Here is a 14241-nt window from a genome sequence, read left to right on the forward strand (position 1 = left end):
AGTTGCCGTTCGGCACGCCGGGGGCCGGGTAAGGCGCCGCGGCAAAGTGATCTAACTGGGGCCGTTTTCCGCGACTGCAAGACGTCGCGACGCGCGACCGGCCAGGGCGAGCGCCGCTTGACGGACCACCTGCGCTGGCGCGCCTGACCGTCGCCCGTACGCCGCGCTGCCCGTATCCTGCCGTGCCGGCAGTCACGGCTGTCCCCACGGGCTCACCGCCCGGTTCATTCAAACAACGCTTCCGATGTCCAATCCGTCAGCCGTCTCCACACGCATGAGCGCGCCCGAATTGCGCGCGACCGTGTCGCTTGCCGCCATCTTCGCGCTGCGCATGCTCGGTCTGTTCATGATCATGCCGGTGTTCTCGATCTACGCGAAGACCATCCCCGGCGGCGAGAACGTGCTGCTGGTCGGCATCGCGCTCGGCGCGTACGGCGTCACGCAGTCGATGCTCTATATCTTCTACGGCTGGATCTCGGACAAGATCGGCCGCAAGCCGGTGATCGCGACCGGCCTGCTGATCTTCGCGATCGGCAGCTTCGTTGCGGCGGGCGCGCACGACATGACGTGGATCATCGTCGGCCGGGTGATTCAGGGGATGGGCGCGGTTTCCTCGGCGGTGATCGCGTTTATCGCCGACCTGACCTCGGAGGAGCATCGCACCAAGGCGATGGCGATGGTCGGCGGCAGTATCGGGATTTCGTTCGCGGTCGCGATCGTCGGCGCACCGATCGTGTTCCACTGGCTCGGCATGAGCGGTCTGTTCACGCTGGTCGGCATCTTCGCGATTCTGGCGATCGGCCTCGTGCTGTGGGTCGTGCCCGATGCGCCGAAGCCGGTGCACGTGCGCGCGCCGTTCGCCGAAGTGCTGCACAACGTCGAGCTGCTGCGCCTGAATTTCGGCGTGCTGGTGCTGCACGCTACGCAGACCGCGCTGTTCCTCGTGGTGCCGCGCATTCTCGAAGCCGGCGGCCTGCCGGTCGCGTCGCACTGGAAGGTTTATCTGCCGGTGATGGGGCTGTCGTTCGTGATGATGGTGCCGGCGATCATCGCCGCCGAGAAGCGCGGCAAGATGAAGATCGTGCTGCTATCGGCCATCGGTCTTATCCTGATCGGCCAATTGTTATTGGGCGTCGCTCCGCATACGATTCTGAGTGTGGCGGCGATCCTCTTCGTCTACTTTCTCGGCTTCAATATTCTCGAGGCGTCGCAGCCTTCGCTGGTGTCGAAGCTGGCGCCGGGTACCCGCAAGGGCGCCGCGGCCGGCGTGTACAACACCACGCAGTCGATCGGTCTCGCAATGGGCGGGATGATCGGCGGCTGGCTGCTGAAGGTCGACGGGCAGAGCGCGGTGTTCTTCGCGTGCTCCGGGCTGGTATTTTGCTGGCTTATAATCGCCGCGAAGATGAAACCGCCGCCGCGTAGGGCGTAACGCAGCGTAGTCGGGCACTTACCCGAATCATCCAGAACTCACCCGGCGGCGGGCAGAGGCGCTGTTCCGGTCTCGGGCCTGCCGGCCATGGGACGCGAACCGCGAAGGGCCGCGCCGCCTGCAACAGGAATCAACAGGAGAAATCATGGCATCCGTGAACAAGGTCATTCTCGTCGGCAACCTCGGAGCCGATCCGGAAGTCCGCTATCTTCCGAGCGGCGATGCAGTGGCGAACATCCGCCTCGCGACGACCGACCGCTACAAGGACAAGGCATCGGGCGAGATGAAGGAAGCCACCGAGTGGCACCGCGTCGCGTTCTTCGGCCGCCTCGCCGAGATCGTCAACGAATATCTGAAGAAAGGCTCGTCGGTGTATCTCGAAGGCCGCATCCGCACCCGCAAGTGGCAGGCGCAGGACGGCACCGACCGTTACTCGACCGAGATCGTCGCTGAACAGATGCAGATGCTCGGCGGCCGTGGCGGCGCGTCGATGGGTGGCGGCGATGAAGGCGGTTATAGCCGCGGTGAGCCGTCGGAGCGTAGCGGTGGCGGCGGCCGCGCTATGTCGTCGGGTGGCGGCTCGCGCGGTGGCAGCGGTGGTGGTTCGAGCCGTCCGAGCGCGCCGGCTGGCGGCGGGTTCGATGAGATGGATGACGATATTCCGTTCTAAGGCTGACTAAAGCAGGTTTTTGTTGGTAGCAGCCCGCCCTCCTATGGAGCGCGGGCTTTTTCTTTACCCGCATATCTTTTTGTGTTTTACCGCGCTCAAACGCTAAGCCCACAACATCAGCCCACGTCAGGTTACGCAGCAGGAGATGGGCTTCGGGTATGTCTTGATCGGTATTTGTACGCTGTTCGCTTTTAGCATACAAGACACGTAGAGCGTACACGCATGGATTCTTAAACAAATAAAATCCATATAAAACAGTGGTCTATACGAGTTTTGTACGGAAATTGAGGTTTGTACGTTTTAGGCATACACTTCTTGTCTAGCGTACAAAGGGGGCGGAATGGCTGACAAGGAGCGTCTCTCCAGCTCTGATCAGATGGCACTGAGTCTGGCATGCGAAGCGTTCGCCCGTGCGACACAGCACTTTCACGCAGAGCTTCAAATCAGCCCACGGCGGCCGGATTCAACCGGTGCGCTGATTCAGTTTTCTATCTCCGGCAAACACTTCGATATGCCGGCTGTGTTCCTCAAAAATGCGACGGCGAGTCGTTACTTCGCAAAAGTCCACGACTTCTCTACGTTCCCACGCCATAACGCAGGGCGAAGGCCGATGTTGGTCACATACTATGTGACGCCGAAACTCGCCGATACGCTTATCCACCACCGTATCCCCTTTCTCGATACCGCGGGAAATGCGTACTTCGACGAGCCCGAAGCGACCGTCATGATCACGGGGCGGGACAGTCCCGCGCTTAAGCAAACGGACACGACTTCGCGCTCGACCACCCCCAAGGGTCTACAAGTGTCATTCGCGCTGGCAACACTGCCCAACCTCGTGGCTTCGCCGTATCGCACAATCGCTGAAATGGCCGGTGTTGCCTTGAATACCGTCAACGTTGCAATCGACGACCTGATCGCGCGTCGCCTCGTCGTCGTAAAGAGGAATGGCAGCCGGGCGATCGCCGATCAAGGTCAATTCATCAAGGAGTGGGTGACTCAATACCCCACCGGTTTGCGGACCAGGCTCGGCGCGCGACGCTACGCTAGCGGCTTGGGGATCGATTGGTGGAGGGACGAAGGTGCGTCAATCCTGGGCGCTCGCCTGAGCGGAGAATGCGCGGCTGATGTGCTGACTCACGACATCAAGCCTGCGTCGGTGACGCTCTATGTGCAGGACGGCGTGTCACCAGAGCTCATGAGGTCTGGACGCCTTCGACCTGACGGGAATGGGGCTGTCGAGATTCTTGACGCTTTCTGGCCAGGACAGGCGACATCGCATTGGGACTCGCCGCCGCACGTCGTTCACCCGCTCCTCGTTTTTGCAGATCTGATCGGCTCAGGAGACAGTCGTAACCAGGAAATTGCAGCCACGATCTATGAACGCTACCTCGCTCACTAGAGTTCCGCTTGAGAGGCCGATTGACCCTCTCACGATCGATCTGCTCGCGGCGTTTAAAGCCATTTGTGAACGGCTCGGGACGCAGTTCGTACTGGCTGGCGCGACCGCGCGGGACATCCAGATGTTCCATCTGCACGATGTCAAGGCACCGGTGGCAACACGAGATGTAGACGTGGCTGTCTGCGCTGTCAGTTGGGAGTTCCATCAACGGCTCCTTGACGAACTGCTGGCTACCGGTAACTTCACTCGCGATCCGAAGGCACAGCAGAAGCTAATTTTCAGGCGGCCGAGTGACGAGTACGGTGTGCAACTGGACCTCGTTCCTTTTGGGCCAATTGAAGTTCCGCCTGGCGCGATTGCGTGGCCGCCTGACGGCGACATCGTCATGAACGTGCTCGGTTTCCAGGAGGCGATCGATACCGCTCAGGAAATCGACCTCGGCGGTGGAGTCGTGGTGCCCGTCGTGACAATTCCCGCGTTCGTGCTGCTCAAGATCATGGCCTGGCAGGACCGGCGCACGCGGAAAACGTCTGACGCGTCGGATCTCCTGTTCATACTGCGCAAGTACTCCAACGCCGGAACTGTGGACCGACTTTATGAAGAAGGCTTCGATCTGCTTGAAGTCTGCGGATACGACCTTGTGATTGGAGCTGCTGGATTGCTCGCGCGTGAGGCGCGTCTAATCGCGCAACCAGGAACGCTCGAGGCGATCCGGGCCATATTTACGACCCCAGAAAAGCTCGAGCTGCTGAGAAACGACCTGAACGCGCGGGCTGCTACGTTCGCGTTCGGCGAGTTTGTCGATGATGCGGACAAACTGCTTGACGCCTTCACCGCTCAGTTCGTCGTGGAGGGAGAAGTATCGGCCGATATCGCGTTCGCTGAGCAGAATCATTAAAGCCCCTACGTTGCGCTTGGCACGCTTGCGCTTGCTGCGCAGTATCACCTCGCCCCTCACCGCGACAAATGCGCCAACGTATCCCGCAACGGCATGCTCGACACCACGATCGGCCCGGAAAACGGCGTATCCAGATCGACGATCACATAAACCGCCGAAGCAATCGACACCGCGCCCAGCGTAATCGTCACCAGCGCCAGCGCATTGCGCGGCGCGATCAGCCCGAAGCTCAGAAAAATCACCCCGAGCCAGAACGTCAGCGTCTTGAAGAACGGCTGCGAGATCGAACTGTGCGCCTCCTCGATCAGCTTCCAGCGCGCATCGATGACGCGTCGGTATTGCGTCAGCGCATCGTCGAGCGCGCGTTGCTGCAGCGAATCCTGCGCGCGCAGTTGCCGTAGCTGCCGGCCCACCGTAGTGAGCATGTCGCCGAGCCGCACGTTCTCCAGTTTCTCCCGCGTATCGGGCGGCCCGAGATCGCGCGGATAGTCGCCGGGCGGCGCCGCCTCGTGCGGCCACGTCGACGCGATCGCCGCCGCCGTGTACTGGCGCAACAACTGCCGCGACTTGTCGGCGGCGCCGCCGAGTTCGCGCAACGTCGTATCGAATTCGATCAGCTCGGCCGCGTAGGTGCGCAGATCGTTCGACGCGGTGTCGAAGCCCGCTTTCGCCGATGCCGTCATCAGCCCCAGCACCAGCGCCGCGAACGTGACCAGCATGCCGATCACCAGTTGCACCAGTTGCACGGTCTCGTGCGCCTTGTGCTCCTCGGGCAGCAGCGGCCGCACCCCGACGCCGACCCCCGTTGCGATCAGCAGCAGCGCGAATACCAGTACCACCGAACCGATTTCCGACATTGAGCGCTCCGAAATAAATGCGGGCATCGACCACTTTATTGATTTAGCGCAAGCGGTCGGTGCGATCAACCATAAAGTTTTCGCCGGACCGGCCGTAGTTTCTGATTGTGGTGATTGCTTACATTTCAATTAAGTTGCGGACCGGGCCATAGGGCGTGGAGCGCAGCGCGCGCAGCCGGAGCGTTGCTGGAGACAGCCGTAAGCGCCGGCCGCGCGGCCCGATGGAGACCCGTCCGATGTTGAAGAAGCTGTCGATTCGCACCAGCCTCACGCTGATGATCGTGTTTTTCGGCCTCGCGCTGCTGCTCGGCGCTGCGGCTGGCTTGTTGTCGCTACGCTCGGCGAATGCGTCGTTGCAGCAGATGTACACGGTCGACACCCCCGCGGTCGCCGACCTCGAAGGCAGCTCCGGCCAGCTGCTGCGCCTGCGGCTGGCGCTGGCCACGTACGCATCGCTCGCCGCGCTAGGCGATCAGGACGGCGCGAACGCGGTGCTCAAGCGTTTCGCTCAGTACCGCAAAGCATCGGATGAGCGGCTTGCCCACTATCTGAACAAGGCGGGCGCCGGCACCGATGAACAGCGTCTGATCGCGGACATGCAGCAGCGCCGCGACACCTTTCTGCGCGACGGCGTCGAGCCGGCGCTGGCCGCGCTGAAGTCGGGCGACACCAACGCGTTCCAGCAACTGCAGGCGCACAAGCTGCCGTCGCTGTACAGCGCGTACGAAAAAGCGATGCTCACGCTCGAACAGCTGCAGCTCGATCACGGCGCGCAGCGCTACCAGGATGCGCAGAGTCTGTTCTACGCGATCTGCACGACGGTCGCGATCGGCATGGTGCTGTCGCTGCTCGGCGCGTGGCTGTGTCGCGCGGTGCTGGTGCGCGCGATCGTGCGCCCGGTCGATGCAACCATCGCGCAGTTCGAGCGCATCGCGCAAGGCGATCTGACGGGCCGCATCGACGTCGCCGGCGACAACGAAATGGGCCGTCTCGCGGCCGCGCTGCGCAAGATGCAGGCGTCGCTGATCGAAACCGTGAACTCGGTTCGTCAGGGCACCGAATCGATCGATACCGGCGTCAGCGAGATCGCGGCGGGCAATGCCGATCTGTCGCAACGCACCGAGGAGCAGGCCGCATCGCTCGAAGAAACGGCCGCGAGCATCGAGGAACTGACGTCGACGGTCAAGCAGACCGCCGACAACGCGAAGCAGGCGAGTTCGCTCGCGCAGGGCGCCTCGACGCTGGCCGCGCAGGGCGGCGAGCTGACCGGGCAGGTGGTCGGCACGATGCACGAGATCGTCGACGACTCGCGGCGGATCGCCGATATCGTCGGCGTGATCGAGGGCATCGCGTTTCAGACCAACATCCTCGCGCTGAACGCGGCGGTCGAAGCCGCGCGCGCGGGCGAGCAGGGCCGCGGCTTCGCGGTGGTCGCGAGCGAGGTGCGTTCGCTCGCCCAGCGCAGCGCGGCGGCGGCCAAGGAGATCAAGGGCTTGATCGATGCATCGACCGCGCGGGTCGAGCAGGGTTCGGAACTGGTCGAGCGCTCGGGCACGACGATGTCCGAAATCGTCGCGGCGATCGCACGCGTGAGTTCGATCATGGGCGAGATCGCGGCGGCCGCGACCGAACAAAGCACCGGCATCGATCAGGTCAATCTCGCGGTCGCGCAGATGGATGAAGTGACGCAGCAGAACGCGGCGCTGGTCGAGCAGGCTGCCGCGGCGGCGGGATCGCTCGAAGAGCAGGCGCGGCGTTTGACGGCGGCGGTCGCGGTGTTTCAGACCGGCAGCGGTGGGAGGGCGGCGGCCGGCCGGACCGCTACGAGCGTTGCCGCCGGGTCGAAGCTGGAAGCAGCGCTGGCTATAGCGTAATCGTCGTACCGGCTGCGTCGTTGCGCGAACGCGCAGCCGTTTTTCAGGGCACGGCAGCACGCGACGCGCAAGCCGCCGCGGTCGTGCCCAGATTCGTCGTGGCGCTGGACATCGCTCCGCCGCTGCCTCGCTACTGCATCGCCGCGTAATACTTCGCAACGCTATCTATTTCCTCTTCCGTCATCTGTCGCGCGACATTGCGCATCTGCTCGTTGATGTCGTTATGCCGCGCGCCGGAAGCGAACGCGCGCAGTTGCGCGGCCAGATACTCGGCCGACTGTCCGCCGAGCCACGGCGCCGCGCCCTTGCGATCGAGCTGGCCGTGACAGGCCGCGCACGGCGCGATATTGCGCGCCGGGTCGCCCTGCATCACGAGCCGCACCGCGGTCGCATCCGGCGGTGCGCCGGCACGGGTTTTCTCGGCCGCCGGCGGCCGTTCGAGCGACGCGTAATAGTTCGCCAGATCGCGCAGATCCTGATCGCTGCGGCCCGCGATGATCGCCTGCATCACCGCGCTCGGCCGCTGGCCGCTCTGGAAGTCGCGCAATTCCTTGTAGGTGACGTCCGCATACTGGCCGGCGAGCGCGGGCGCGGTGACCTGCACGGTACCGAGCACGCCGTGGCACATCGAGCAGTGCTGGTTCGCGAGCGTCGCGCCGCGGCCGATCGAGTCGGCGGCCGCGCGCGACGAGTTCCCTGGCGGCAACACGACCACGTCGCTCGGCACGTGGCTCGTCGCGTTGCCGCTGTACCAGCTCGACGGCACCCCGGCGGCGCCGCAAATCCGTGCCCACAAACCGAGGTCGCCGAACGCGGTGCTGGCCGACGGCAGCCACACGAAGCCGATCAGAATTGCGACGATCGCAATCGCGACCGTGCCGCCGACGCTCCACGCGAACCACGGATTGCGCAAGCTGAACAGAGGATGTTCGTTCATCGCTGCGCTCCGATGACGACCGCCGGCACCGACGTCTGCGGCAGGCTGAGCAACTGCAGGATCGGCACGCTGTAGTTGACGACCGTCAGCCCGATCATCAGCGCGACCCACAAGCCGAAGCCGTTGAGCGCGACCGGCACCCGCTCGACCGGCTGCGCGGCGCTTGCGAAGCGGAACGCCTGCGGCTGCACGACGGGCCCGAATTGCGACTTCGCGAGGATGTAGATGAAGAGGAGTCCCGACACCACGAGAATCAATCCGCCGATCGCCGAGACGCCGACCCAGAACCCTTGCCCTTCGACGCCGCTCATCGCGTAGTCGTAGTAGGCCATCCGGCGCGGCGCGCCGAGCAGGCCGACCCAATGCCACGGGATCGTCACGACCATCATGCCGACGAACCACAGCCACAGTTGCATGGGTATCAGCTTCGCCGCGACGATCGCGCGGCCGGTCAGCTGCGGCCACAGCTCATACGCAATCGCGAAGTACATGATGACGATCGCGCCGCCGAAGATCAGATGGAAGTGCCCGGTCACCCACTGCGTGTTGTGCACGGTCGAGTTCAGCTGATAGCTCATGTTGATCAGCCCGCCCGCGCCGCCGAAGCCAAGCATCACGAACGAAAACGCGACCACCAGCATCATCGGATTGCGCCACGGCAACGCGGCGATCCAGCCGAACGCGCCTTTGCCGCCGCGCAGCCGGCCGGCGATTTCGACCGATGCGCAGATCGTGAACACGGTCAAAAGCGTCGGCACCGACACCATCCCGGTGAACACCGCGTGCACGAACTTGAAGCCGGCGCCGACCTGCGGATCGACGAACAGATGGTGGATGCCGATCGGCATCGCGAACACGAGAAACAGGATGAACGACACGCGCGCCATCGAATCGCTGTACAGCCGTCCGCCGATCGCGCGCGGCACCAGCGTGTAGTACGCGATGTAGGCGGGGAACAGCCAGAAGTAGACGATCGCGTGCAGCGTCCACGAGAACAGCACGCGCGCGAGACCGGCGTCGATCGTATGGGCGAAGCCGAGCGCGACCGGCAGGATCTGGAACAGGATTTCGAGCGCCGCGCCGACCGCGGTCCACGCCCACAGATACGCGCCGGCCACGTTCGCGAACATCGCGAGCGGCACCGGCTTGCCGGGATTCGCGCGCTTCCAGATGCGCAGATTCACGTGCATCAGCGCGACCCAGATCCACGAGCCGACCACCACCAGCACGACGCCGAGGTAATAGAACGGACTGCCAATCATCGGCGGATAGAACGTGTACAGCACCGACGCCTTGCCGAGCGCGACCGGCACCATCGCCATCACCGCGCCGACCAGCAGCAGGTAGAACGCGGCCCACGCCCATTTGAGGCCGACGAGGCGCTGCGCGAGCGCGAGCTCGACGATCGCGTAGCCAAAGCCCATCGCGACCAGCGTCGGCATCACGTAGGCCATCACCGAGCCATGCGCGGTCACCGACCGGTAGTACAGCTCAGGGTCGCCGATCCACGGCGCGAGCGGACTGCGCACCACCATCTGCCAAGCGCCGAGGCACAGCGCGATCGCGAACGTGATGAAGGCGAGCCAGAAATGCGCGAGAACGAGTCGCTTAGCGTGGAACACAGCTCAGCCTCCGTGACTGTTTGGCCTGCTCGAAGAAGGCGGCTTTATCGATCACTTTCACGTGCGCCCACATGGTCTGGTGGCCGAAGCCGCAGAACTCGTGGCACGGCATCACGTGCTCGGCGGGGCGGTCGAAGCGCGCGTTCAGCGTCGCCACGTAGCCGGGCACGACCATCGTGTTGATGTTGGTGTCGGCGATCACGAGGCCGTGCACGACGTCCGCGCTGGTGGTGCGGATCGTGATCGGCGTGTCGGCCGGCACCAGCAGGCATTGCGGCGTGAACGAGTATTGCTGCGCGATGAAACGCACGATCACCGAGCCGTCGGGCTGCACCGCGCTGCCCAGGTTGTCTTCGACAAATTCGCCGGACAGTTGCAGGCGCGCCGGATCGATCGTCTCGACCCGCGAGGGCGGCATCATCGCCCAATGCACGCCGGAAAACACGATGATCGCGAGCATCAGCACGATCAGCGCGCTCGCATAGATGGCCCAGCGCCGCTCGGCGCGCAGCGCGACCGCGTGGCCGCTGTCCGGATGATGATTCGGGTCGGTCGACATGGTCAGTGGATGATCCCGCGCGGCAAAAACGCGAAAAAGTAGAACGCGAACCAGATCGCCATCACGATCACGGTGGCGACGCCGGCCAGCGCGATTGCGCCGCCCGGGCCGGCCCGCACCACGCGTTCGACTTCGTCGTCGGTCGGCGGGGCGGCGCTGTGCGGGTCGTTCGCTTCCATCTCGATGGTTCTCCAGTACGGCGCTTCAGAGAGTGCTTCGGCGCTGCGCGTCGCCGCGTACGTCACTGCGCGCGTCAGTGCAGCGGCGCCTTGCGCAACTCGTTGACCTCGCGAGCCGTCACCGGCTGGCCGTGATTGCCCCACGCGGTGCGGATGAAGGTGACCACCGCGGCCGCCTCCTCGTCGTTCAGTTCCTGGGCGAACGGCGGCATCCCGTACGGATGCGGATTGCGCTTGGTGGCCGGCGGAAAGCCGCCGTTCAGCACGATCCGGATCGGGTTGACCGCCGAGTCCATTTCGATCGACTGGTTGGCCGCGAGCGGCGGGTAGTGCGGCAGCTCGCCCTCGCCGTTCTCGCCGTGGCAGATCGCGCATTTGTCCGCGTAGATCTGCTTGCCGAGCGCGAACACCTTCGGGTCCGGCGTCGCGCTCGGGCCGGTCTTGCGGCCGCGCACGTCGGGCAGCGATTTCAGATAGACGGCCATCGCGCGGACGTCTTCGTCGGTCAGGTACTGCAGGCTGTGATAGGTGACTTCGGCCATCGGTCCGTAGACCGCGCCGCGCTTGGACACACCGGCCTGCAACAGATCGACGATGTCTTCGATGGTCCAGTCGCCGAGGCCGCCGTCCCGGTCCGAAGTCAGCGACGGCGCGTACCAGTTCTGCACCGGAATCAGCCCGCCGGCGAACTGCTCGCTTGGCGACGAGCCGCCGAGCATGTTGATGCGCGTGTGGCACATCGTGCAGTGCCCGAGCCCCTGGACCAGATACGCGCCGCGATTCCATTCGACCGACTGGGCCGGATCGGGCTTGAACTCGCCCTCGCGGAAATACAGCGCGCGCCAGCCGTACAGCAGTTCGCGCTTGTTGTACGGGAAGCGCAGCGTGTGCTTGCGGTTCGGCTGCCGCACCGGCTCGATGCTCCTGAGGAACGCGAAGATCGCATTGGAGTCCTCGCGCGTGACCTTGGTGTACTGCGCGATCGGCATCGCCGGATAGAGCGGCGAGCCGTCTGGCCGCAGGCCGGTGCGCAGCATCTTGAAGAACGCTTCCTCGCTCCACGTGCCGATCCCGTACTGCGGGTCCGGCGTGATGTTCGGCGAAAAGAGCGTGCCGAACGGCGTTTCCATCGCGAGGCCGCCGGCGAACAGCCGGCCGCGCGGCGCGGTGTGACAGGCGATGCAGTCGCCGGCGCGAGCCAGATATTCGCCGCGTTTGACGATGTCGGGACGATTGTCGGGCGCGGTTGCCGCTTTGGTGCTTTCCGAGGGCTGGGTCGCGGTGGCCGCCTGCGCGCTGTTGAACAGCGACGCGTGCAGCAGTTGCGCGAGCACCAGCACGCCGGCGGCGACGAGGCTGACGGTGCGTGCCGGGCGCGGCAGGCCAGCTAGGCGAAGAGTCGGCTTCATTGCGGTTGGCTCCCGCAAGCGAGAGGCAGCCGCTGTGCGGATGCCGGTGCGGGCCGTGGATCGGCCGGGCGCGGCTGGCGCGCGAGCCAGTGCGATACCGCGGCGATGTCGTTGTCGTTCAGTTTCAGCGCGATCGTACGCATGCAGTCCGGTGCGATCGCGTGACGCGTGCCCGAGCGCCAGGTGCCCATCTGTCCGGCGATATAGCTCGCGTGCAGCCCGAGCAGCCCCGGAATGCCCGGTTGCGTGCCGGTCATGCGCTCGCCGTGGCAGGCGATGCACGCCGGGATCTTGCGCGCGGGATCGCCGTGCATCACCAGTTGCTGGCCGGCGGCGAGCAGTTTCGGCGCCACCTCGGTGTGGTCGGATTCGGGATAGGGCGGCTGCAGGTCGGCGAAATACTGGGCGATCTGGCGCAGGTAGTCGTCCGGCAGGAACGCGAGCAGATAGCCCATCGGCGGATAGGTGCGGCCGCCGTCGCGAAACGCGATCAACTGGTTGAACAGATATTCGGCCGGCTTGCCGGCGATGCGCGGGAAGTAGTCGTTGTTCAGGCCCTGGCCCTCGACGCCGTGGCACGACGTGCACGCGCGCACGCGCTTGTCCATCTCCGGGGGCATCGTGGTGGCGGCAGCGGGCTCCGTTGCGGCGCGCGCGGCGCCGCTCCACAGCACCTGCAGCACGCACAGCACCAACAGAATCGACGATCCGATAGCTCTGCGATACACACCGGGCCTCGTGGGGAACGTTCTTCTCGATCGATTAATGCTTCATGCGCGAATGCCGATTGCGTGACGATTGAGCAAACGGCGCATGAAGGTCTGCCAGCTTTGCTTTATTGCACCTGCGCTTGCATCTGCGCTTGTATCTGCGCCTGTATCTGCGTTTGCAACTGCATTAACGGCGAATCGAAACGGACTTGTTCGGGACGGCGAAGTACTGATGCGACGGTAATGCGTTTGTCCGGCCAAAAACCTGATCTGCGACAACGTTCCGTGCTGAATGCGCCAAGGGGACGGCGACTTTCGGGCTGCAACGGCGACGCATGAGAGGCGCGAATGCGTGGCAGCGAGTAGCAGGGTGCAGCAATTCAACGGACGCGTCAATAGAGTTTAGGGCGGAAACAGACGCTCCGCTAATTGCACGTCGTCATAGACGAAAACTAAAGAGCATGGGTTTTTGTTATGGCCGACGTTATCGGCAATGCCCGATATAAGCGCATGACATCGAGACGTCACGCGAATGTAATTGTTTAATGCGTTTCAATGAGTTTCATTCGCACGCGAATCGGCGCGGGATTGACGCCGTATTCGCGTTTCATTGATTCGCGGATTGCCGCTCATTGCACCTGACTGCCACCTCATTGCCCGCGTATTGCGGATTTCGCGCGGCGCGCATGGCGCGTTACGCGAACAGCCGCCGCAACGCTTCACGTGCATTGCCGACCAGTTCGCTTTCGCCGGCGCGCGCCGGCAGCAGATGAAATTCCAGCGCCGGCAGCGCGGGCAAACCGATGTTGGCCGCGCACGCGACCACGCCGCCGCCGAGCGACGACTCGTTCAGACAGGAAATGCCGAGCCCCGCTTTCAACGCGAGCTGCAAACCCGCGACGCCCGACGCCGAATGCGACACCACGTACGCGACCTTGTGTTCGTCGAGCAGCCTGACGACGAAGCGCTGCAACAGGCAGGTGGCCGGCAGCAGCACCAGTTGATAGGGCGCGGCGGGGCGCGGATCGGCATCGGCGGCGCTGGCCCACAGCAGCTTTTCGCGCCGCACCGCGGTGCCGGCGGTGCTGGCGGCGCGGCTGCCGGTTGCCGCCTGGCTGCCGGCTGTGGCGCGCGCGCCGCCCGGGCCGCTGACGAGGCGCGCCGACAGACCGATGTCGAACGACGCGTGATCCTGCGCGCCGCTGTCGATCACCGTGCTCGGCAGCACGGTCACGTGCAGCTTCAGTCGCGGATGCTGCTCCGAGAAGGTCTTCAGGATTCGCGCGATGTCGTGCGGGCGGTAGTAGTCGGTGATCGCGATGCGCAACTCGCCGTCGAGCGAGCGGCCTTGCAGGTCGTCGAACGCCGCTTCGCTCATCGCGAGAATACGGCGCGCGTGTTCGAGCAGACGCGCGCCGGCCGGCGTCGTGCTGACGCCCTGACGGCCGCGCACGAACAGCGGCTGGCCGGCGCGCTCCTCGAGTTTCTTCAACTGCTCGCTGACCGACGACTGCGACAGGAACACCCGCTCGGCGCCCGCCGACACGCTGCCCGAGTCGGCGACCGCGACGAAGGTGCGCAGCTGGGTAAAGTCAAAACCGCGTTGGCTCATGATTCGGATATTCCGATATGTTCGATCTGAATTTCCGGCTTTTCCGATGGAAAGCCCAGCCGTAGCATACCTCCGAATTACTT

At 64.4% G+C, this 14241-nt stretch carries 13 protein-coding genes; 5 read left to right on the plus strand and 8 right to left on the minus strand.

Features of this window, described 5'->3' with window-relative positions; genetic code table 11:
• The first annotated feature begins 244 nt into the window (after window positions 1-244).
• From BTH42_RS02155 to BTH42_RS02170, 4 genes are all read left to right on the plus strand, one after another.
• A complete protein-coding gene (locus tag BTH42_RS02155; RefSeq protein ID WP_075295307.1) occupies window positions 245-1432 on the plus strand; it encodes an MFS transporter in 1188 nt (395 codons plus the stop codon).
• A 145-nt stretch (window positions 1433-1577) separates the two neighbouring features.
• Window positions 1578-2102 carry a single-stranded DNA-binding protein gene (locus BTH42_RS02160; RefSeq protein WP_075295309.1) on the plus strand — a complete coding sequence of 175 codons (525 nt, stop codon included), beginning with the start codon at window positions 1578-1580 and terminating at the stop codon, window positions 2100-2102.
• Between the two features lie 340 nt (window positions 2103-2442).
• Window positions 2443-3501 carry a type IV toxin-antitoxin system AbiEi family antitoxin gene (locus BTH42_RS02165; RefSeq protein ID WP_075295311.1) on the plus strand — a complete coding sequence of 353 codons (1059 nt, stop codon included), beginning with the start codon at window positions 2443-2445 and terminating at the stop codon, window positions 3499-3501.
• Window positions 3479-4399: a nucleotidyl transferase AbiEii/AbiGii toxin family protein gene (locus tag BTH42_RS02170; protein ID WP_075295313.1), complete on the plus strand. Its 921-nt coding sequence runs from the start codon at window positions 3479-3481 to the stop codon at window positions 4397-4399. The genes BTH42_RS02165 and BTH42_RS02170 overlap by 23 nt, the downstream gene beginning before the upstream one ends.
• Window positions 4400-4455: 56 nt before the next feature.
• Here BTH42_RS02170 and BTH42_RS02175 read toward each other — a convergent pair whose 3' ends face one another.
• Entirely contained in the window at window positions 4456-5256 is an 801-nt protein-coding gene (locus tag BTH42_RS02175) for a DUF4239 domain-containing protein (protein ID WP_075295315.1), read from the minus strand.
• A gap of 236 nt (window positions 5257-5492) precedes the next feature.
• On the opposite strand from BTH42_RS02175, the gene BTH42_RS02180 reads away from it, so the two are divergent.
• Window positions 5493-7130 carry a methyl-accepting chemotaxis protein gene (locus tag BTH42_RS02180; protein ID WP_075295317.1) on the plus strand — a complete coding sequence of 546 codons (1638 nt, stop codon included), beginning with the start codon at window positions 5493-5495 and terminating at the stop codon, window positions 7128-7130.
• A 130-nt stretch (window positions 7131-7260) separates the two neighbouring features.
• Here the strand turns inward: BTH42_RS02180 and BTH42_RS02185 are convergent, their stop codons facing one another.
• From BTH42_RS02185 to BTH42_RS02215, 7 genes are all read right to left on the minus strand, one after another.
• Window positions 7261-8067, minus strand: coding sequence for a cytochrome c (locus BTH42_RS02185; protein WP_075295319.1), 807 nt, complete (start codon window positions 8065-8067; stop codon window positions 7261-7263).
• Window positions 8064-9689 (minus strand): b(o/a)3-type cytochrome-c oxidase subunit 1, encoded by a 1626-nt coding sequence (locus BTH42_RS02190; RefSeq protein WP_075295321.1) that lies wholly within the window; start codon window positions 9687-9689, stop codon window positions 8064-8066. The genes BTH42_RS02185 and BTH42_RS02190 overlap by 4 nt, the downstream gene beginning before the upstream one ends.
• Window positions 9676-10248 carry a cytochrome C oxidase subunit II gene (locus BTH42_RS02195; RefSeq protein WP_075295323.1) on the minus strand — a complete coding sequence of 191 codons (573 nt, stop codon included), beginning with the start codon at window positions 10246-10248 and terminating at the stop codon, window positions 9676-9678. The genes BTH42_RS02190 and BTH42_RS02195 overlap by 14 nt, the downstream gene beginning before the upstream one ends.
• Before the next feature lie 2 nt (window positions 10249-10250).
• On the minus strand, window positions 10251-10427 hold the full coding sequence (locus tag BTH42_RS35320) for a hypothetical protein (RefSeq protein ID WP_178392102.1): 177 nt from the start codon (window positions 10425-10427) through the stop codon (window positions 10251-10253).
• A gap of 74 nt (window positions 10428-10501) precedes the next feature.
• Window positions 10502-11836, minus strand: a complete 1335-nt coding sequence (locus BTH42_RS02205) for a cytochrome c (protein ID WP_075295327.1) — start codon at window positions 11834-11836, stop codon at window positions 10502-10504.
• Window positions 11833-12564, minus strand: a complete 732-nt coding sequence (locus tag BTH42_RS02210; RefSeq protein WP_075295330.1) for a c-type cytochrome — start codon at window positions 12562-12564, stop codon at window positions 11833-11835. Before BTH42_RS02210 ends, BTH42_RS02205 begins: the two co-directional genes overlap by 4 nt.
• Window positions 12565-13240: 676 nt before the next feature.
• A complete protein-coding gene (locus BTH42_RS02215; RefSeq protein WP_075295332.1) occupies window positions 13241-14158 on the minus strand; it encodes a LysR family transcriptional regulator in 918 nt (305 codons plus the stop codon).
• Between the last annotated feature and the right edge of the window lie 83 nt (window positions 14159-14241).

It is taken from the genome of Burkholderia sp. SRS-W-2-2016, assembly GCF_001931485.1.
Classification (GTDB): domain Bacteria; phylum Pseudomonadota; class Gammaproteobacteria; order Burkholderiales; family Burkholderiaceae; genus Paraburkholderia.